This window comes from Chromobacterium sp. Rain0013 (assembly GCF_015291765.1).
Taxonomy (GTDB): Bacteria; Pseudomonadota; Gammaproteobacteria; order Burkholderiales; family Chromobacteriaceae; genus Chromobacterium; species Chromobacterium haemolyticum.
In genome coordinates, this window is sequence record NZ_CP031514.1 from 4,364,179 (window position 1) to 4,382,792 (window position 18,614).

Annotated in this window: 16 protein-coding genes and 1 riboswitch; of the genes, 8 read left to right on the plus strand and 8 right to left on the minus strand. The window is 61.9% G+C overall.

The genetic code is table 11. The features are described 5' to 3' along the window. Positions 1-49 precede the first annotated feature (49 nt). Positions 50-223: riboswitch (yybP-ykoY riboswitch) on the plus strand. A 10-nt stretch (positions 224-233) separates the two neighbouring features. Beyond that, complete coding sequence (locus DXT74_RS19835) at positions 234-803, plus strand: TMEM165/GDT1 family protein (protein WP_194426839.1); 570 nt, start codon at positions 234-236, stop codon at positions 801-803. A gap of 65 nt (positions 804-868) precedes the next feature. On the opposite strand, the gene DXT74_RS19840 is transcribed toward DXT74_RS19835, so the two are convergent. From DXT74_RS19840 to DXT74_RS19850, 3 genes are all read right to left on the minus strand, one after another. Further along, on the minus strand, positions 869-2,689 hold the full coding sequence (locus DXT74_RS19840; protein WP_019104142.1) for a methyl-accepting chemotaxis protein: 1,821 nt from the start codon (positions 2,687-2,689) through the stop codon (positions 869-871). A 199-nt stretch (positions 2,690-2,888) separates the two neighbouring features. After that, positions 2,889-3,488, minus strand: a complete 600-nt coding sequence (locus DXT74_RS19845) for a methyltransferase domain-containing protein (protein ID WP_114153011.1) — start codon at positions 3,486-3,488, stop codon at positions 2,889-2,891. An 8-nt stretch (positions 3,489-3,496) separates the two neighbouring features. After that, complete coding sequence (locus DXT74_RS19850) at positions 3,497-3,889, minus strand: DUF1289 domain-containing protein (RefSeq protein ID WP_196783792.1); 393 nt, start codon at positions 3,887-3,889, stop codon at positions 3,497-3,499. Positions 3,890-3,983: 94 nt separating this feature from the next. Here DXT74_RS19850 and DXT74_RS19855 point away from each other — a divergent pair, with 94 nt between their 5' ends. After that, complete coding sequence (locus DXT74_RS19855; protein ID WP_019104139.1) at positions 3,984-4,235, plus strand: hypothetical protein; 252 nt, start codon at positions 3,984-3,986, stop codon at positions 4,233-4,235. Positions 4,236-4,290: 55 nt separating this feature from the next. Here DXT74_RS19855 and DXT74_RS19860 read toward each other — a convergent pair whose 3' ends face one another. Then, positions 4,291-5,580, minus strand: coding sequence for an FAD-binding oxidoreductase (locus tag DXT74_RS19860; protein ID WP_194426840.1), 1,290 nt, complete (start codon positions 5,578-5,580; stop codon positions 4,291-4,293). A gap of 133 nt (positions 5,581-5,713) precedes the next feature. Next, positions 5,714-6,892 carry an ABC transporter ATP-binding protein gene (locus DXT74_RS19865; RefSeq protein ID WP_114153014.1) on the minus strand — a complete coding sequence of 393 codons (1,179 nt, stop codon included), beginning with the start codon at positions 6,890-6,892 and terminating at the stop codon, positions 5,714-5,716. A 660-nt stretch (positions 6,893-7,552) separates the two neighbouring features. Between DXT74_RS19865 and DXT74_RS19870 the strand changes: the two genes are divergently transcribed. The 3 genes from DXT74_RS19870 (at position 7,553) to sbcB (ending at position 10,664) form a co-directional block, all read left to right on the plus strand. Next, the gene (locus tag DXT74_RS19870) at positions 7,553-8,341 is read left to right on the plus strand and encodes an alpha/beta fold hydrolase (RefSeq protein ID WP_043635791.1); all 789 of its coding nucleotides are present in this window, start codon (positions 7,553-7,555) and stop codon (positions 8,339-8,341) included. A 30-nt stretch (positions 8,342-8,371) separates the two neighbouring features. Further along, entirely contained in the window at positions 8,372-9,160 is a 789-nt protein-coding gene (locus DXT74_RS19875; RefSeq protein ID WP_043635796.1) for an enoyl-CoA hydratase-related protein, read from the plus strand. Between the two features lie 88 nt (positions 9,161-9,248). Further along, complete coding sequence (gene sbcB, locus DXT74_RS19880) at positions 9,249-10,664, plus strand: exodeoxyribonuclease I (protein ID WP_194426841.1); 1,416 nt, start codon at positions 9,249-9,251, stop codon at positions 10,662-10,664. 556 nt (positions 10,665-11,220) lie between these two features. On the opposite strand, the gene DXT74_RS19885 is transcribed toward sbcB, so the two are convergent. The 3 genes from DXT74_RS19885 to DXT74_RS19895 form a co-directional block, all read right to left on the minus strand. Then, positions 11,221-11,496: a hypothetical protein gene (locus DXT74_RS19885; RefSeq protein ID WP_043635805.1), complete on the minus strand. Its 276-nt coding sequence runs from the start codon at positions 11,494-11,496 to the stop codon at positions 11,221-11,223. Continuing rightward, positions 11,493-12,536 (minus strand): DMT family transporter, encoded by a 1,044-nt coding sequence (locus tag DXT74_RS19890; protein WP_052370442.1) that lies wholly within the window; start codon positions 12,534-12,536, stop codon positions 11,493-11,495. Before DXT74_RS19890 ends, DXT74_RS19885 begins: the two co-directional genes overlap by 4 nt. Positions 12,537-12,775: 239 nt before the next feature. Beyond that, positions 12,776-14,491 (minus strand): helix-turn-helix transcriptional regulator, encoded by a 1,716-nt coding sequence (locus tag DXT74_RS19895; RefSeq protein WP_194426842.1) that lies wholly within the window; start codon positions 14,489-14,491, stop codon positions 12,776-12,778. A 419-nt stretch (positions 14,492-14,910) separates the two neighbouring features. Between DXT74_RS19895 and DXT74_RS19900 the strand changes: the two genes are divergently transcribed. From DXT74_RS19900 to DXT74_RS19910, 3 genes are read left to right on the plus strand one after another with little or no spacing between them, the layout of a single operon-like run. Next, entirely contained in the window at positions 14,911-16,380 is a 1,470-nt protein-coding gene (locus tag DXT74_RS19900) for an aldehyde dehydrogenase family protein (protein ID WP_194426843.1), read from the plus strand. A gap of 50 nt (positions 16,381-16,430) precedes the next feature. Continuing rightward, the gene (gene betA, locus DXT74_RS19905) at positions 16,431-18,134 is read left to right on the plus strand and encodes a choline dehydrogenase (protein ID WP_194426844.1); all 1,704 of its coding nucleotides are present in this window, start codon (positions 16,431-16,433) and stop codon (positions 18,132-18,134) included. A 22-nt stretch (positions 18,135-18,156) separates the two neighbouring features. Continuing rightward, the gene (locus DXT74_RS19910) at positions 18,157-18,417 is read left to right on the plus strand and encodes a hypothetical protein (protein WP_019103463.1); all 261 of its coding nucleotides are present in this window, start codon (positions 18,157-18,159) and stop codon (positions 18,415-18,417) included. Positions 18,418-18,614 lie beyond the last annotated feature (197 nt).

The window sequence follows — 18,614 nt, forward strand, 5'->3', positions numbered from 1 at the left end:
ACAGGTTCAAAGCGCTCCGATTGCCCTGATACGCCAACTGATTTAGAATTTGCTGGTTCTGGGGGAGTAGCCTCGGCGCGATTTTCAGCGCCGGCATGCATCAACAGGCTTGGCCGTCACGGCCATGGTGCATGCGACGAAAACTTCCGTTTGGCAAGACCCATGACATGTCTGCGCAACGCGGGGCTGCGGCGCGGGCTTGTCATGGCGCATGCGCAGCCCCCGGAGTCTTCATGGAAGCCTTTCTCATTTCCACCGGAATCGTCGCCCTGGCTGAAATCGGCGATAAAACTCAATTGCTCGCCCTGATGCTGGCCGGTCGCTACCGCAAGCCTATTCCCATCGTTCTCGGCATCTTCGTCGCTACTTTGTTCAATCATTTCGCCGCCGCAGCGGTAGGGCACTGGCTAATGAGCAAGATTGGACCGGATCTCATGCGTTGGGGGCTGGGTCTTTCCTTTCTCGCCATGGCGGGCTGGATGCTGATTCCGGACAAGCTGGATGAAGATAGCCGGCTCCTGGAGCGGTTTGGCGTGTTCGGCACCACCTGTATCGCTTTCTTTATCGCGGAAATGGGCGATAAGACGCAGTTGGCCACCGTAGCCCTGTCCGCGCGCTTTCCCGACGCCTTGCTGCTGGTGGTGGCCGGCACTACTTTGGGCATGATGCTGGCCAATGTGCCAGCGGTGCTCTTGGGCGAGGTGGCCGCGAAGAAGTTGCCGCAAAAAATGGTGCACACCATTGCCGCGCTGCTGTTTGCCGGCCTGGGCGTCGTCACTCTACTGACCCCGCTGCAAATTTGAAGTACAGCTCAAAACAAAACGGAGGCCGCGGCCTCCGTTTTGTTTTGCTTCCTCCCGACAACATATCAGTTCCGGCCGGCTCCGCGTCCAAGCGATTCCAGCAGTTCCTCCGGGTTGAAGCCCAGTCGGAAGCCGCCCCAATGCTTGCCTGACAGCATGATGGGCAGCACTACCTCCGACAACACTTCTCCAGTATCGCGGGTGTACGTCTGCAACAGGAAGGATTGTGTGCTGCGAGCCGCGCGCAGGCCGGCGACGTCGGCAAACTTGCGCTTGTCTCGGCTATTGATCAAGTCCTTGGCCGGATCCCCGCTCAAGGGCTGGCTATACCAACTATTGTGAGTCGGCGCGTAGCCATTGGTATCCACCGCCAGACAGAACACGCCGCCGGGCACGGACTTGGCGGCGCGGTCGTACACTGGCTGCATCAGCTTTTCCAGCTTGGCATCGTACTGCGTGCGGAACTTGGCAGGCTTGGCGCCAGCGATGGGCTGGTAGTTTTGATCGAACAGCGGTACGCCCGCGGCCAGCTGCGCAGTCATGATGGCTTGCAACTCATCCCGCGCCCCCCGGGCCGTCTGCATGATCTGGTCGAACTCGCCCTCGCCCAAAATGAAGCGCGCCACTAACTGCTGCACCTGCTCCGCAGCGCCGGACAGCTTGGTGGCCGACTCTTCCGTATGGTTCAGGCGGTCCGTCACTTGATGACCTAGCTCGTGAATTTCCGCCACATGAAGATTGACCTGTCCATTAGAGGCGACGAACTCCGACATGGTGGCGGCGATCTGACTGAGACTATTCGCCGTTGTTTCAAAGTCTCCCATCATCTTGCTGAAATGCTCCGACGCCTTGGAGACGATTTCGCGAGCAGACTTGGTGTCCTCGGTGATCTGGGCGGTTTCCACCTGGGTTTCCGACACCAGCCCCAGCATATCGTCGATATTATGCGAAATCTCGTCCGTCGCTTTTTTGACTCGCTCCGCCAGCTTGCGCACTTCATCGGCCACCACGGCGAAACCGCGTCCGCTCTCGCCGGCCCGCGCCGCTTCGATCGCCGCGTTCAAAGCCAACAAATTGGTCTGGTCCGACACATCCTTGATCAGATCCACAATGGTCTTGATGCTGGACGAGCGCTGGCTCAAATCATCCACAGTGTGGTTGAAATGGCCCACCTTCTGATTAATGCCGTAAATGCTCTCAGCCACGGACTTGAGCTCGGCGTAGGACTCCCGCGCCACGTCCAGGTTGGCCAGGGTGGTGGATGAAATCGCCTGGGTCTGCTCCGTGACCTGGCCCACGCCCTCGGTGCTCTGATCACTGGCGGCCCGGACTTGTGTCGCCAACTGATCCTGTTTGCGCGCCCCCTCCAGCGACTCAACCACATTCTTTCGGGTGCGCGCCGAATCCATCGCGATCCGCACCGTCATCAATCGCACATTGCTGATGATTTCGCGCATTTTCAGCAGAAAACGGTTATACGACAGCGACAGTTCGCGGATTTCATCGTGGGTGATGGTGGGAATGTCTCTGGACAGGTCGCCCTCGCCGGCGCCTATTTCATTGAAAATCCGGATAATCATTTTTAGAGGCCGGACAATCAAAAAACGAAGATACCAGACCATAAAGGCAATGAAGACGAAGCTGACCATCCACAACGCCATCGTCCAAAACAGGGCTCCGTCTATGCTGGACTCGATGCCCGCCAACACTTGGGGCGAAGCGACTTGCCCTTTCAGCAGGCTCCGAATGTCTTCCAGAACATAATAAACATAAGCCACCATGCCCAACTGAAACAGGCTGATAAAAAAGAAACTGCACAATTTCTTGGTCAACGTATCCCAGAAAGTCTTTTCCACCAGGGTATACACGCGCCAGAACCACTGCATGACTTCTCCTCTTGCTCCGCAATCCTGTTCAGCGCCTGATTCAGGCCCCGAGCCATCCGGCGCTTTGGACCCGATTGCCGCTGTTATCTAGAATTATTGTTGTTTATTGACTTCAGTCAGCCATCCTAAGCGATGGCGGCCTTGTTTTTGGAATAGTTGGCGGACTATTGATTATCATCAAATAGGCAATGCCAATGTATTACAAATCTTCGCTTCCGTGTTGCCTTCTCCACACCATCCAGAACTCCTGACCGCCAAATACCGGCACGCCGTCCTCCTGCGGCTGACAGCTCTCCAACACGAAAGCCGGCTCCAGCAAAGCGCTCAAGGCCGATATGCTCAGGCCGAACGGCGGGCCGCGCGGGGTGTCCGCGATGAAGAACACGCCCGCCAGCGCGCCGCCGGGGCGCAGCAAACGAGCCATGTGCTCCGCATAGCGTGTATGCAGGCGTGGCGGCAGCGCGCAGAGAAAGGCACGCTCAAACACCGCGTCGAAAGGCGGCTCGTGCTCGACGGCGAAAAAATCAGCCTGCTGGATATGAGCGGCCGCCTGCGGCCATTGCGCGCGCGCGATCGCCACGGCCTGCTCGCTGAAATCGATGGCCAACACCTGATGGCCGCAGTCCAGCAACAAGGGTAAATCTCCGGCGCTGCCGCAGCCTGGAAGCAGGATTCGGCTAGCCGGCTGACGCTGAAAAAACGCCAAGGCCTCCGGACTGGTTTGCGCACCCTCCCAAGGGGTCACGCCATCGCGATAACGCACATCCCAAAACTCGGTCAAAGAACTGTCCTGCGCCATCTCTCCTCCTAGTGATGCTCAGCCCCTGCCTGCTCTCTCAGGAAGGCGGCAACCTGCGCCGGGCTCCAGCCGGCGCAATCCCGCTGGCAAACCGCACCTTCCCTCTCTCGCCAAAACAGGCAGTCTCCATCCATGCGGAACCATAAGGACAGGCAAGGCACGCTCATCCACTCGCCGTCCTCAACTTGGTGAAGCTCCGGCAGGCAAGTGAAGACCGCGGCGATCTTCAACCCTCGCTGGCGCAGCGGCAGTTGCAACCAGACCCGTTCCCGCTCCTCCGCGTCCATAAAACACCAATTCGAGATTTCATCGAAGCTGCGCGCGCAGCCGCGGCAGATATCGTCGCCCACCGCGGTGGAACACACAGCGATGCAAGGCGAGTCAGGCCGTTCTGTCGTCATGCCCGTCCCTTGAAACAATAATGTCATATTTCTTGACGCGCCAAACTAAAGTGTCAGATAAATGAATAGTCATAAAAATAAAATATCCGCTGTCATGACCCGCAACGAAACCTTGATTTTCCGCACGCTGCGCCTGCTGCAGACCATGCACATCCAGTACCTGGACGAACACAAACTGTTCCTAGCGCTCTCTCGCGAATCCGGCGGCGAATACAGCGCGGACGACGTTCACGAGCATCTAGTCTACATGGAGCAAAACGGCTTGCTCAAACCCATCCGCACCGCGGACAACCATACCGCCTACGCGCTGGATTGGGGCGGCTACGATTATCTGGACCCCTCCTGAAAAGCAAAAAGGCAGCGCGAAGGCTGCCCATGATCCGCAACGCGTCAGCGCCGGTTCATAAATAATCCCGCATCCGGAAATACGCCATACCCAGCACCAAGGCCGGCGTGCGCAACCAGCGGCCGCCGGGAAAGTGATTATGACGAATCTTGGCGAACAGGTCGAAGCGCGAAGCGTCGCCGGCCACCGCCTCCGCCACCACCTTGCCGGCCAAACCGGTGATGTTGACGCCGTGTCCGGAAAAACCCTGAAGGTAATAGATATTACCGTCCAAGCGTCCAAAATCAGGGGCGCGGTTTGCCGTGATATCGCAGAATCCGCCCCAAGCGTAGTCGATCTTGACGTCTGCCAGTTGCGGGAACACCCGCAACATGTCGCTGCGCATGCCTGCGGCCAGATTGCTTGGCTCGCGTCCGGAATAGCTGACCTTCCCGCCGAACAACAAACGGTGGTCGGCGGACAAGCGATAGTAATCCAGCACGAAATTGGTGTCGCACACCGCCATGTCGTTGGCGATCAGAGCCTCGGCCCGCTCCTTGCCCAAGGGTTCGGTGGCAATTACATAGGTGCCGGCCGGCATGATCCGCCGCTCCAATTCCGGCACCAGCGCGCCAATATAGGAGTTGCAAGCCAACACCACCTGGGTGCAATTGACCACGCCCTGCTCGGTCGCCACTTGCGGCCGCGCGCCGCGGCTCAGGCGTAATGCCGGGCTTTGCTCGTAAATGGCGACGCCCGCCTCGCGCGCGGCTCGGGCCAGCCCCAGCGCATAGTTCAAGGGATGCAGATGGCCCGAGCGCGGATCGTAAAGGCCTCCCTGATAGCGCTCGCTGGCTAGCCGCGTTCTGAGCTCGGCCTTATCCCACAGCTGCATGCCGCTGTAGTCATAGGTCTGCGCCGCCTCGCGCTGCCAGTCCTCCAATTCCTGCATATGCCGCGGCTTAACCGCCACGCTGATATAGCCGCGTCGCCAATCGCAGTCGATGCGGTGCTGGCTCACCCGCTGCTCAATGATCTCCACCGCCTCCACCGACATATTCCACATCTGCTTTGCCAGGCTGTCGCCCAGCTGCGCGCGCAACGTGTCAATGCCGCAGGCGAACCCGGAAATCACCTGTCCGCCGTTGCGCCCTGAAGCGCCAAAGCCTATCTGCGCGCCTTCCAACAACACGACGGAAAATCCTCGCTCCCGCAGGTTCAACGCCGCCGACAAACCCGCCAGCCCGCCGCCCACCACACAGACATCGCAGTCGACCGCGCCTTGCAACGCCGCCCCGGGCTCCCAAGGCTGAGCGGTGGCGGCGTAATAGGATGGCGCATGGGCTTGATGGGCAAAACGAAGCATGGAAACCTCTCATGAAGACAAATGATGCGGCGGCAGGATCAAGGGATGGACAAACGCGTCAAAGCCTTTCCTTTCGCGATGGAAGATGAAAAAAGCGGATACCCGGCCGCGGGCATCCGCTTGCGGACGGCTCTTACCGGGTCAAAACCACTGGAACATCCTGCCGCCAGCTGACGAACACCGCGTCGCCCCAGGTTGGCGCGGTTTCGCCCGCGTCATACCAGCGCGAAGACGGCACCACCGATTTGACGACCTTGCCGCTGGCCAGTTTCACGTGATAGATGGAATAACTGCCCAGATAGGCAATGTCCTCCACCACGCCGGCTGCGACATTAGGCCCCGCCGGCAGCGGTTTGATGTCCAGCCGCACATCTTCCGGGCGAATGCTGGCCCAAACACGCATGCCCTTGGGGCCGGTAATCCCGTGATCGATGCGGATGTCCCCGCCCAGCTCCGGCGAGCGGATTTCCACCAGGTCCGGCTCGTCCACCACCACCGCGCCCTCGAAAATATTACTCTCGCCAATGAACTCCGCGGTGAAGCGACAGTTGGGGTAATCGTAAATTTCAGACGGCGTGCCCACTTGCAACAAAGAGCCCTCGCTCATGATGCCGATGCGGCTGGCCATGGTCATCGCCTCTTCCTGATCATGAGTCACCATGATGCAGGTCACCCCCACCTGTTCGATGGTGTTGACCAGTTCCAGTTGGGTCTGTTGGCGGAGTTTCTTGTCCAGAGCGCCCAAGGGCTCGTCCAGCAGCAGCAGCTTGGGGCGCTTGACCAGGCTGCGCGCCAGCGCCACGCGTTGCTGCTGACCGCCCGACAACTGATGCGGCTTGCGGTTGGCGTACTTGCGCATCTGCACCAGGTCCAGCATCTTGCCCACCCGCTCCGCGATCTCGTCCCGGGACACCTTATCCTGCTTCAAACCAAAGGCCACGTTCTGCTCCACCGTCATATGCGGAAACAGCGCGTAGCTCTGGAACATCATGTTCACCGGCCGCTCGTACGGCTGCAGGCCCTGCATATCTTCCCCGTCGAGGATGATGCGGCCCGAAGTCGGCGTCTCCATCCCCGCCAACATGCGCAACAGCGTGGACTTGCCGCAGCCGGAGCTGCCGAGCAAGGCGAAAATTTCATTTCTGCGGATATCCAGATCGACATGATCCACCGCGACATGATCGCCGAACTTTTTCAGCACGCCGGCAATGCGCAGATAAGCCTTGTCTGCGTCGGTCTGCGCCTCGGCGGCTTGGGCGTTGTGGGCGGAAAAAGCGGCTTGGGCCGGTTTGGCGGCAACAGCTTGCGTCATTGAGTCGTTCCCTCTATTGCAGTTCCGCAGCGGCGCGGGCCTGCTGCGTCCGCCGCGCGGCCCCCGTCTCGAGGCGGCGCGGCGGCAATCGAATGCCTTGCTTGATGATCGCGCCGGCCGGGGCCGGCGCGCATGGGGTCAAGAGTCCGTCCGGCTTTCCGCGCCGGCCGGCGGCCCCGCCGCGAGGGCGCGTGGCCATGCCGCCACCGCCGTGTCCGTTGCCAACATGATGTCTCCTCTGTGCGGCGCCGAGAGCTGCCGCGGCCGGACGGCCGCGACGATAGCAAGCGCCTTTGTCGTTTTAGTCTTGAACAGAAGCCTATGCCACGTTTAATAAATTTGACAACATCTAGTGCAAACACTCTCGAAAAATTATCTCCGCTGTGGCGCGCGCGCCTCACCCGGACAGATCAGCAGGGCCCGCCAATCCGGCGGGCGCGATCAAGATGGCCGGCAAACGCGGCATGATCGTTATTGTTTAATTCGTCAAACACTTTATCCTTATCCAACGCTTGGGAACCGCCCGCGTAAATGCCGGGGTTGCGCCGGCCCGTCTTCCTGAGCCCGCGCCGCCAGCAAATTGCCCCGCAAGCGCCGGCGCGCTCTAGAATGAAGCATGCATGTTGACGTCGCCCAACGCCTGACCAAAGGAAAAACGCCATGCCCTATGCCGAAATCTCAGGACACAATGTCTATTACGAACTCAGCGGGCAGGGCGCCCAAGTGCTGGTGCTATTCAATGGCATCACCATGTCCACCGCAGCCTGGGCTCTGCTCCAGCCTCAATTGGAGCCGCATTTCCAGCTGTTGCGCTTCGATTTTCTCGGCCAGGGCCAAAGCGACCACCCCGGCGGCGACAAATATCCGCTCGGCGAACAAGCCGACCTCGCCGCCGGTCTATTGAATCATTTGGGCATTGCCGAGGTCTATCTCACCGGCTTGTCTTACGGCGGCATGGTGGCGCAGCACTTCGCGCACCGTCATCCCAACCGCGTGTCGCGCCTGCTGTTGGCCGCCACGCTGGCTTGGGCCGACAGCGTCAACAATCACATCAGCGACAGCTGGATCGCGGCCAATCAAAGCGGCGGGCTGGACTTGCGCTACGCGGTCAGCGTCCCCTGGCTGTTTTCCAGCCGTTTTCTCGCCAGCAACGCCGCCATGCTGGACGATATGAAGTTGATTGCCGGCATGGTGGACTGGGATGCGGTGATCCGGCTGATCGCCGGCGTCACCGAGCACGACGCGCGGACCTGGCTGCACGAGCTGGCCATGCCCTGCCATATACTGGTTGGCGACGAAGACCGCCTGACGCCCTTGTATCAGGCCGAATTGCTGCGCGAACGCCTGCCCGCCGCGCAGCTGGAAATCCTGCCGGGCGCCGGCCATGTATTGCATATCGAGGCCGCGGACGCCTTTGTCCGCAGCATTATCCGTTTTGGCCACAGCTAAAACGCCCATCGTCAGAACAAGGAGAACCGAATGACCGTCGAGTCCGTTTTGCTTGCCGTTGATCCAAAGGGAATCGCCACCATCACCCTCAACCGCGCCGAGCTGCTGAACGCGCTGGACGACAACACCGTCGGCCTGCTGACCGCGATGCTGGAAACCCTGGCCGAAGACCCGAGCGTGCGCGCCGTGGTATTGACCGGCAGCGGCATCAGCTTTTCCGCCGGACACGATATCGACTGGATGCGGCGGATGGCCGGTTTCGGACGCGAAGAGCTGGAACGCCACGCCCGCCTTCTGGCCAAGCTGCTGCGCACGCTGGACACCTTGCCCAAGCCCACCATCGCCAAAATTCAGGGATCCGCCTTCGGCCTGGGCGCAGGGCTGGTCGCCTGCTGCGACGTGTCCATCGCCAGCTCGGAAGCGCTGTTCAGCTTTTCCGAAGTCAAACTGGGGGTCATCCCCGCGCTGGTGGCGCCCTATATGGTCCGCGCCATCGGAGAGAGATCAACGCGCCGTTACTTCATGACCGCGGAGCGCTTCAACGCCGGCAAGGCCAAGCGCCTGGGACTGGTGCACCAAGTGGTGGAAAGTGATGAGCTGGACATGGCGGTGGACTTCCTGATCAACCATCTGCTGATCAACGGCCCGGCGGCCATGCTGGAAGCCAAACGCTTGCTGGCCGACATCGCGGGCCTGGGCGTGGGGGAAGACAGCATGGAAATCTGCATCCAGCGCATAGTCTCCGTCCGCCTGAGCGAAGAGGGCCGCGAAGGCATTCAGGCCATGCTGGAAACACGCAAACCCTCATGGATGGATTGAGCGCCGCGGACGCACGAGAACGGCGCGGCTGGCCCCGCCGCCCCTATGGATGCGACAATGCGGCCAACTTCACCGCATTGTTGCCGCCATGTCCAATCACAGCTTCTTTTGGCACGATTACGAAACCTTCGGCGCCGTGCCCCGCCAGGACCGCCCGTCGCAGTTCGCCGGCATCCGCACCGACGCCGATCTCAATGAAATCGGCGAGCCGGTCATGCTCTACGCCCGGCCGGCGCCCGATTACCTGCCGTCTCCGGTGGCCTGCCTGCTGACCGGCATCACCCCGCAGTGGTGCTTGCAGCATGGCGTGGCCGAGCACGAATTCGCCGGCGTGATCGAACGCGAACTGGCGACGCCGGGCACGATTGGAGTTGGTTACAACTCAATCCGCTTCGACGACGAAGTCACCCGCTTTCTGTTCTGGCGCAATCTGATGGCCCCCTACGCGCGCGAATGGCAGAACCAATGCGGCCGCTGGGATCTGCTGGACCTGGTGCGCGCCACCTTCGCGCTGCGCCCGGACGGCATTCAATGGCCGCAACACGAAGACGGACGTCCCAGCTTCAAACTGGAACATCTAAGCGCCGCCAACGGCCTGGCCCACGAAGCCGCCCACGATGCGCTCTCCGATGTGCGCGCCACCATTGCGCTGGCGCGCCTGATCAAACAGCATCAGCCCAAGCTGTTCGACTTCTACCTGTCGCTGCGCAAAAAAGACGCGGTCAAGGTTCAGCTCCGCCTTCACGCCCCCAAGCCCGTGCTGCACGTTTCCGGCATGTACGGCGCGGAGCGCGGCAATATGGCCGTGGTCTGGCCGCTGGCGGCCCACCCGTACAACGCCAACGAGGTCATCGTCTGGGACTTGTCCCACGACCCCCGCGAACTGCAAGGCCTGGGGCCGGACGCCATCCGCGAACGCCTGTACACCCGCAGCGAAGACCTGCCCGAAGGCGTGCAGCGCCTGCCGCTCAAAACCGTGCATATCAATAAATCGCCCTTCGTGGTCGCCAATCTCAAGGTGCTGAGCCCGGAACGCGCCGCGCATTGGGGCCTGGACATGGAGCAAGTCCAGCGGCACGCGGACTACGCCGGCGCCTTGCCGGACCTGACCCCGGTCTGGAGAAAAGTCTATAAGCGCGAGTCAGGCGAGCCCCGCGACGTCGACGAGAACCTCTACGGCGGATTCGTTTCAAATAACGACCGCAAAGTGCTGACCAAGCTGCGCCGCATGTCGGCCGACCAGCTCGCCGGTGAAATGGCTTTCTTCGAGGACCCGCAACTGGCCGAACTCTTGTTCCGTTACCGCGCGCGCAACTTCCCGCGTTCCCTGTCCGGCGAGGAGCAACAGCGCTGGCAGACATGGCGCCATGCCAAGCTTAACGGCGGCCCCGGTCGTGATTTTCAGCAATTCCGTCAAGAACTGGCGGAGGCCCGCGCCGGCGAGCTAAACGAACAGGCGCAAAGCGTGCTGGCACAGTTGGAGGCCTACGCCGCGCAGCTGTAAGAACCCAATCACAGTCTCGCGAGCAAAAGCAAGACAAGGCGAAAACAAGCGAAAAAGCGGAATGGTCGAGGGGTACATGAGCATTTTGAGCTTGTACTCACTGTGCGACGCTTCACGAAGCGCAGCAGACTTTAGAACAGGCTCCAAGACTACAGCGTCCGCACATAACGCCTGGCGACGAACAAAGCCGCCAGGCTCAAACCCACGATCACGATCATCGCCAAGGTCGATGCGCCTTCATAGCCCCAATAACCAGACATATATCTCCCTTTAAAGCCTGTTCATAAATCTGTCGCTCCGTGAAGATACGACGTTGCAGCTCCTTCGAAAGGCTAATGCCTCATCGCCATGCCGCCGCCTCAGAACCCGTTCAAAGTCTCGCGAGCCAGAGCGAGACAAGGCGAAAACGAGCGAAAAGCGGAATGGTCGAGAGGTACATGAGCATTTCGAAGCGGTACTCACCGTGTCACGCCTCACGAAGCGCGGCAGATTATGAACAGACTCTTAGCCATTCACACCTTGTCTCGCCGTTACCCGCGCGGTAGCTAACAGGTTCTCAAGCCAAACCGGTCTGGCGCATGCGCTCCAGCCCAAAATCGCTGACGCGATAGTTGAACAGCAGACGCGCCCCCTCTTCTTGCCAGCGCTCGCACAGCGCCACCACCAGGCCGCTGGCGCTCAAATCCGCCAGGCAGGCCCGTACCATGCCCAAACAATAAGCATCATCCGGTTTGTGGTACTCCCAGCAGATACGCCGGGCCAGCTCCACATCCCACAAACCCGGTTGCCCGGCCAGGGTTTGCAGAATGAAACCTTTGATATGCACCTTCATGCCCCCTCCTCCACATTGCGCACCGCGCCCGGATGGCGCTCACTGTCCGACACCATGACGAAGCCGCCCAGAATCACCAAGGCCAGGCCAATCAGAAAATGCCACTCGGGAAAGTTCAAGGTAAACGCCGCGGTGAACAGCGTCGCGAACAGCGCGTAGAAAGCGCCGATAGCCTGGCCGCGCCCAACACCGATCAAGGGAAAGGATTTGTACCAGGCCACCGCGCAGAAAGCGAAACTGAGCCCGCCCACCGCCAAATAGAGCATAGGCCGCCACGACCATAGCTCGCCGGCCAGCGAATACACCGGCAAAGGGGTCAACCAGGCCAACGCCGGCAAAATCAGCAACACCCAATACAGCGCCTCTGCCAGATAACGGATCGCCACCCCGCAATCGGGATCGGTCACATCCATCGCTCGTCCAACGATGGCGCCCTCCAGCCCCCAGCCCAGCGCAGCCAGCGCGCCGCCCAGATAGCCCAGCCAGCGCGCGGCGCCCTCTCCGGCCAGGTCGCCTGACAGGCCCGGCGCGTAAATCGCCGCCCCTCCCAGCACGATCACCGCGATGCCCAGTGCCGCGCGGCGGCCTATCCGCTCGTGATACCACAGGCGCGCCAGCGCCGCGCCCACCACCGGGTACAACAGGCCAGCCACTGCGGCGAACACCGCGCCCACATAGCCCATCGCCAGGTAGGAGCCGAAATTGGCCATCAAACCGCCCAATACCGCCGCCAGGAAATACCACTTGGAAATGCCGCCGAAACGCCATAGCGTGCGAAAGAAGTCGGCCAGCTTGCCCAAGGCCGCCAGCCATAACAATTGAAACGCCGCCACCAGGCAAGCGTGAAAAGCCGTCAACACCGCGGCCGCCATCAAAAACGGCTCGGGCCGCCCTTGCGCCAGCCCGGCCAGCGGCGCCTCGTGCCACACCGCGGCGCCCGGCACATACCATGCGCCCCACAACACCGCCGCACAAAGCGCCCAGCCATAGCCCCAGCGGGTCCGGCGGCGGAGATACTGCTGTCTGTGGATGCTGTTCATAGCGCGTCAGCTCCGGTTATCGGACGCCGCCCACACACTCTGCGGCGCCTACTCTGGGTTGAAACGCAACAAGACTCTATCCATCTGCCTTGCCAGACGAGGCACAAAAATTACCATAAGTTAATTTTTTTACCAACAGTAAATCAAAATGCCGTCGCCAATATGTGACCGCAAAGCGGGCGCAAAAAAGCCCGCCGACAAGCGGCGGGCCCCATGTCCCCCTTGGCAAACCGCAGGAATCAGCGCGGCCCCAGGGCTCCGATCAAGCGATCCAGCACGCCGTCGCTTCCCCGATCCGCCGCCAAGGACAACACCAGCGGCAAGGTTTTGCCGCCCTCGGCATGCCATAGCACATCCAACTGCGCGCGGCTGGACATATTGAATATCCCTTCCAGGCTGTCCAACCAGCCCTGCCTCGACACGATGCGCAAGCCATCCAGAAAACGCTGTTCGGGGGCCTCCTCCAAGGCCTCGCCGAACAACAGCCGCGCGGCCTGCGGCGACAAGCGCAAGCGCCCGGCGGCAAGGTCCCACTCCCAGCTGGCCATGGCTATGGACTGCAGCGCCAGCTCGCTACGGAGCCGGGCCTCCTCCAGCGCGCGGCGGGCGGCGCGGCGCTCGGCCGCTTCCTCCACTACGGCAATCAAATGCCATGGCTCGCCGCTCACGGGATGACGGCTCAGCGAGACGCTGACATTCACCCAGACATGGCCGCCCTGTTTGCGCAGCAAACGCTTCTCCAGCGAAAAACTGGCCACCTCCCCGCTCAGCAGCCTATCCAACCTCAATAGATTGTCTTCCAGATCCTCGGGATGGGTCAGTTGCTGAAAGCTCATCCCCTCCATCTCTTGCGGTGAATAACCGGCCATCTCGGCCAGGCGCCGATTCACCTTGAGCCAACGTCCGTCCAGACCCAGATGCGCCAACCCCAGCGCCGCCTGTTCGAAAATCTCCCGAAAGCGCTCCTCGCTCTCGCTGTAGGCCAGCGCGGCCTGTCGGGTGTCGGTCACGTCTTGTGTAGCGCCTATCATCGCCTCCGCCCGCCCTTCCCCGTACAAGACCTCGCCCTCTTCGTGGATATGTCGGCGACGGCCGTCAGGCAGCAAGATGCTGTACTCCACGCAATAGGGTTGGCGCTCGTCTATCGCCCGTCGGATGGCCTGATCAATGCGCCCCCGGTCCTCCGGCGCCATCGCGGCGAAGTAGCGCTCCATCGTTACTTTGAAGGCCTGCGGTTGCCAGCCGAAAATCCGGTAGGCCTCGTCCGACCAGATACAGTCGTCGTTGCGCACGTCCCAAAACCAGCTCCCCAGATGAGCAATGGACTGCGCCTTGTCCAGAATGGCCTGGTTCTGGCGCAGCGCCTGCTCGGCCAGGCAACGCTGGGTGATGTCGAAGCTGACGCCTATCATCTTGACCGGCCGGCGGTCCGCGTCCGGCACGTAAGTGGCGCGCGAGGCGATCCAGCGCGTTTCGCCCGTCGGCCAGCGCACGCGGAACTCCGCCTCGTAAGCAAGGCCGGAACTTAAGCATGTCTCCAGTTTGGCGCGCAGCGCTGGCGCGTCGGCCGGCTCCAGGGCTAGCCAGAAATCCGTCAGCTCGCGGACGGGGCGGCCGAACAGCTGTTCCGCGTTGGCGGAATAGGCCACCGCATCGCTCAGGATGTTCCATTCCCAAGTCACAATGCCGGAAACCTCCTGCGCAAACTTCATCCGCGCTTCGCTTTCCATGATCTCGGCCAGATGCTTGCGACGGATCTCCGTCAATTGCGCGTCCGTCGTTGCCGCCGTGGCGAGATCCAGCACCGCTTGTTCGCCGTAGCGCAGCCATATCCAGTTCACGCCTAGAAAATCGGCCAACACCCGCAACTTGCGGTATTCGATCTCCCCCCCGCGTGTCCATTTGTGAACGGCCGCGGACGACACGCCCAGGGCTTCCGCCACTTGTTTGAGCATGACGCGCTTACGTCCCAGCACGTCTTTCAGACGAACGGCGAAGGTTTCATCCCCGGCGGGAACTGCGGCTTGACTGAGTTGATTTGACGACACAGAACTGGTAGCGGCGGCGGGCCGCGCCTCCTGGGTAATTGAATGCGAACGGGACGCGGCGATGCGCGCGCGCCACAGCCTACGGCTGTCGACCCGCCATGTTAACCCAGGCTAGAAAAATCCCGAAGCGGACTAAAGAATCCGGCGCAGCCAAACCTCAACGGGCCTCCGCCCTGGCGGGAACGCGAGCGATATAGCCAAAGCAAATCAAGCCATCGCCGCCATAGCCGGACCTGGATTGCAGTCCATGGCTAATCGACACTACAATTAAACCAAAGGTAAATTAATTTACCAATAGTTAATTTTACATTCTGTGCGAGGCTGCCATGATCTCAACCCAGCTCTTCATCGATGGCCAATGGCGCGACGCCGCCAATAGGCAAACCCGTCCGATTCTCAACCCCTGCGATGAAAGCGTGATCGCCGCCGCCGCGGACGGCGGCCGTGCCGACGCCCGGGCCGCCATCGCCGCAGCGCGCGCGGCTTTCGATCACGGTCCCTGGCGCTCCAGCACTCAGCGACAACGCAGCCGTCTGCTGCTGGACATCGCCCAACGGGTGGAACGCGAGAGCGAAAGCCTCGCCGCCTTGGAGACGCTGAACACCGGTAAGACCTTAAGCGAGAGCCGCACCGACATGGGCGACATCGCCGCCACCTTCCGTTATTTCGCTGGCCTGGTGGCCACCGAAAGCGGGCAGGTCAATTCCGCTCCTGAGCACGTGATCAGCCGAACCTTGCACGAGCCGGTGGGCGTCTGCGGCCTGATTACTCCCTGGAACTACCCCTTGCTGCAAGCGGCCTGGAAGATCGCGCCGGCCCTAGGCGCCGGCAATTGCGTGGTGCTCAAGCCCAGCAGCCTGACCCCGCTCAGCAGCTGGCGCTTCACCCAGTTGCTGGCCGAGCTGGACTTGCCTCCCGGCGTGTTCAACCTGGTCAGCGGCAGTTCCGAGGTAGGGGCCGAATTGGCGGAGCATGCCGATGTCGACCTGCTGTCCTTCACCGGCGGCGCCCAGGCGGGGGCCAGCATCATGCGCGCCGCCAGCGGCAACTTCAAACGCATCGCCCTGGAGCTGGGCGGCAAGAACCCCAACATCGTCTGCGCAGACGCCGATCTGGACGCCGCCGTCGACTACGCGCTGAATGCCGCCTTCTTTCACGCCGGCCAGGTCTGCTCGGCCGGTTCGCGGCTGCTGCTGCAAGACGAGATTCACGACGACTTCGTGAAGCGGCTGGCGGAACGGCTGCCGCGCATCGTCGTCGGCCCCGGCCAGCAGCCGGACACGCAAATGGGACCAGTGCAGTCGTCCCAACAACACGACAAGATCCTGAGTCTGATCGCCGCAGGCGTGAAAGAAGGCGCCCGCCTGGTCTATGGGGGAGGCCGTCCGGATGGAGAGCGCTACCGTAAGGGCTACTGGCTGCAACCCACGCTGCTGGTCGACGTCCACGCGGACATGCTCATCGCCAAGGAAGAGATCTTCGGCCCGGTCATCACCGTGGAGCGCTTCCGCGACGAGGCCGAGGCGCTGCGGCTGGCCAACAACACCCCTTACGGCCTGGCGGCGGCGGTGTGGACCCAAGACCTGGCGCGCGCCAACCGCATGAGCCGCGCGCTGCGCTTCGGCACGGTTTGGGTCAACGACTACCACCCCTACTTCCCGGAAGCGCCGTGGGGCGGCTTCAAATCCAGCGGCATAGGCCGCGAGCTTTCGCGCATCGGCCTGGACGAATACACCGAGCTGAAGCACAGCTACATCAATCTGGCGCCCAAGCCCATGGGGTGGTTCGGCGCTTGAACCTCCCATCGCCCGGCCCCCGCCTTCGTTCACGTCCGAGGAGAATCAAGATGAGCACCACTCAGGAATACGACTACATCATCGTCGGCGCCGGCTCCGCCGGCGGCGTGCTGGCGGCGCGGCTGAGCGAGGACAGCGACGTCAGCGTGCTGTTGCTGGAGGCGGGCGGCCCGGATTGGCGGCTGGACTGGCGTACCCAAATGCCGGCGGCGCTGGCTTATCCCTTGCAAGGCACCACCTATAACTGGGCCTATATGACCGAACCGGAGCCGCATATGGGCGGACGACGCATGGCCCAGGCGCGCGGCAAGGGGCTGGGCGGCTCCTCTCTGATCAACGGCATGGTCTATATCCGCGGCAATGCGCTGGATTATCAGGGCTGGGCCGAGCTGCCGGGTCTTGGCGACTGGAGCTACGCCGACTGCCTACCTTATTTCCGCAAGGCGGAAACCTATGACAAGGGCGCCAACGACTATCACGGCGGCGATGGGCCGCTTCACGTGACCACGCCCAAGGCCGGCATCAGCCCTCTGTTCGAAGCCTTCATCGAGGCCGGCGAGCAAGCCGGCTACCGCCGCACCGACGATCTCAACGGTTACCGCCAGGAGGGCTTCGGCCCGATGGACCGCACCACCACCGCACAGGGACGGCGCTGCAGCGTGTCTCTGGCCTATCTGGACGCTGCCCGCGACCGCGCCAACCTTTCGGTGAAAACCCGTGCGCTGGCGGACCGCGTCTTGTTCGACGGCGCGCGCGCCGTCGGCGTGCAATATCTGCAGGGTGAACGCAGCCAACGCGCCCGCGCCTTGCGCGAAGTCATCGTCTGCAACGGCGCGATCGCCTCGCCGCAGCTACTGCTGCGCTCCGGCGTCGGCGACGCCGCCGAGCTCGGCCGCCACGACATCGCCGTGGTCGCCCACCTGCCCGGGGTCGGCGCCAACTTGCAGGACCACCTGGAAATGTATCTTCAGTATGAATGCCTGAAGCCGGTGTCGCTGTACCCGTCGTTGAGCTGGTGGAACAAGGCTCGCATCGGCGCCCAGTGGTATCTGAACGGTAGCGGCCTGGGCGCAAGCAATCACTTCGAAGCCGGCGGCTTCATCCGCAGCGACGAGGGCTTCGCCTTCCCCAATCTGCAATACCATTTCTTGCCGCTGGCGGTGAATTACGACGGCAGCCACGCTGTCAAGATGCACGGTTTCCAATGCCACGTCGGCTCAATGCGCTCGCCCAGCGTCGGCCACGTCAAACTGGCCAGCCGCGACCCGCGCGACCCTCCTCAACTTCAATTCAATTACATGGCCCACGACACCGACTGGCGGGAGTTCCGCGCCGCGGTGCGGCTCACGCGCGAGATCATCGGCCAACGCGCGCTTTCCGCCTTCCGAGGCCGGGAAATCCAACCCGGCGCGCGAGTAAGCAGCGACAGCGAAATCGATCACTTCGTCAAAACCCACGCCGAAACCGCGCTGCATCCGTCCGGCACCTGCAAGATGGGCAGCGCCGACGACCCGGCGTCTGTGGTCGACCATCAGGGCCGCGTGCACGGCTTGTCCGGCCTGCGCGTGGTGGACGCGTCCATCATGCCGCGCATCGTCAGCGGCAATCTGAACGCGCCCACAATCATGATGGCGGAGAAGATCGCCGATCAGATCCGCCAATTGCCACCGTTGCCGCGCTCGAACGCGCCGTTCTACCAGGCCGCCCGTGAGCAAGCCTCCGCGACGGACGATGCGCAAGCGCTTCCCCTATAGCCGTTTTCCCAGGAGCTTCGCCATGTACGACCTTATCGGCCTGATCGGCGTCATCAGCTATCTGGGCGCTTACTTAGGCAGCCAGCTATTCGGCTTGCGCACATCGGATCTTCGCTATTTCGTCCTGAATCTGCTGGGTCCGGTCTGTATCCTGGTATCGCTGTCCAACCACTTCAACTTGGCGTCCTTCGTCAACCAGTGCATGTGGTTCCTCATCACCCTGGGCGGCTGGTGGCGCGCCAGCCGCCGCCGGGCGCTGCCGGCGCCAGAATCCGGCTCTTGAGAACGTGTTGACGATCTGCGAGCAGGGCGAGACAAGGCGACAACGGCCGGGAAAGCGGAATGTACGCGTGGTATATGAGCATTTCGAAGCCGTACTCACCGTGGGGCGCCTCACGACGCGCAGCAGATCGTAAACAGATTCTGAGTCATGGGCGGCGCTGTCCGCCCATGATCCACTTATGCGACAATCCGCCGATT

Coding starts and splice junctions, on each gene's coding strand:
- betA (WP_194426844.1), top strand. CDS start 16,431: ATGAGCACCACTCAGGAATACGACTACATCATCGTCGGCGCCGGCTCC.
- DXT74_RS19845 (WP_114153011.1), bottom strand. CDS start 3,488: ATGGCGCAGGACAGTTCTTTGACCGAGTTTTGGGATGTGCGTTATCGC.
- DXT74_RS19850 (WP_196783792.1), bottom strand. CDS start 3,889: ATGACGACAGAACGGCCTGACTCGCCTTGCATCGCTGTGTGTTCCACC.
- sbcB (WP_194426841.1), top strand. CDS start 9,249: ATGTCCAATCACAGCTTCTTTTGGCACGATTACGAAACCTTCGGCGCC.
- DXT74_RS19895 (WP_194426842.1), bottom strand. CDS start 14,491: ATGCTCAAACAAGTGGCGGAAGCCCTGGGCGTGTCGTCCGCGGCCGTT.
- DXT74_RS19865 (WP_114153014.1), bottom strand. CDS start 6,892: ATGACGCAAGCTGTTGCCGCCAAACCGGCCCAAGCCGCTTTTTCCGCC.
- DXT74_RS19870 (WP_043635791.1), top strand. CDS start 7,553: ATGCCCTATGCCGAAATCTCAGGACACAATGTCTATTACGAACTCAGC.
- DXT74_RS19855 (WP_019104139.1), top strand. CDS start 3,984: ATGACCCGCAACGAAACCTTGATTTTCCGCACGCTGCGCCTGCTGCAG.
- DXT74_RS19890 (WP_052370442.1), bottom strand. CDS start 12,536: ATGAACAGCATCCACAGACAGCAGTATCTCCGCCGCCGGACCCGCTGG.
- DXT74_RS19840 (WP_019104142.1), bottom strand. CDS start 2,689: ATGCAGTGGTTCTGGCGCGTGTATACCCTGGTGGAAAAGACTTTCTGG.
- DXT74_RS19900 (WP_194426843.1), top strand. CDS start 14,911: ATGATCTCAACCCAGCTCTTCATCGATGGCCAATGGCGCGACGCCGCC.
- DXT74_RS19835 (WP_194426839.1), top strand. CDS start 234: ATGGAAGCCTTTCTCATTTCCACCGGAATCGTCGCCCTGGCTGAAATC.
- DXT74_RS19860 (WP_194426840.1), bottom strand. CDS start 5,580: ATGCTTCGTTTTGCCCATCAAGCCCATGCGCCATCCTATTACGCCGCC.
- DXT74_RS19910 (WP_019103463.1), top strand. CDS start 18,157: ATGTACGACCTTATCGGCCTGATCGGCGTCATCAGCTATCTGGGCGCT.
- DXT74_RS19875 (WP_043635796.1), top strand. CDS start 8,372: ATGACCGTCGAGTCCGTTTTGCTTGCCGTTGATCCAAAGGGAATCGCC.
- DXT74_RS19885 (WP_043635805.1), bottom strand. CDS start 11,496: ATGAAGGTGCATATCAAAGGTTTCATTCTGCAAACCCTGGCCGGGCAA.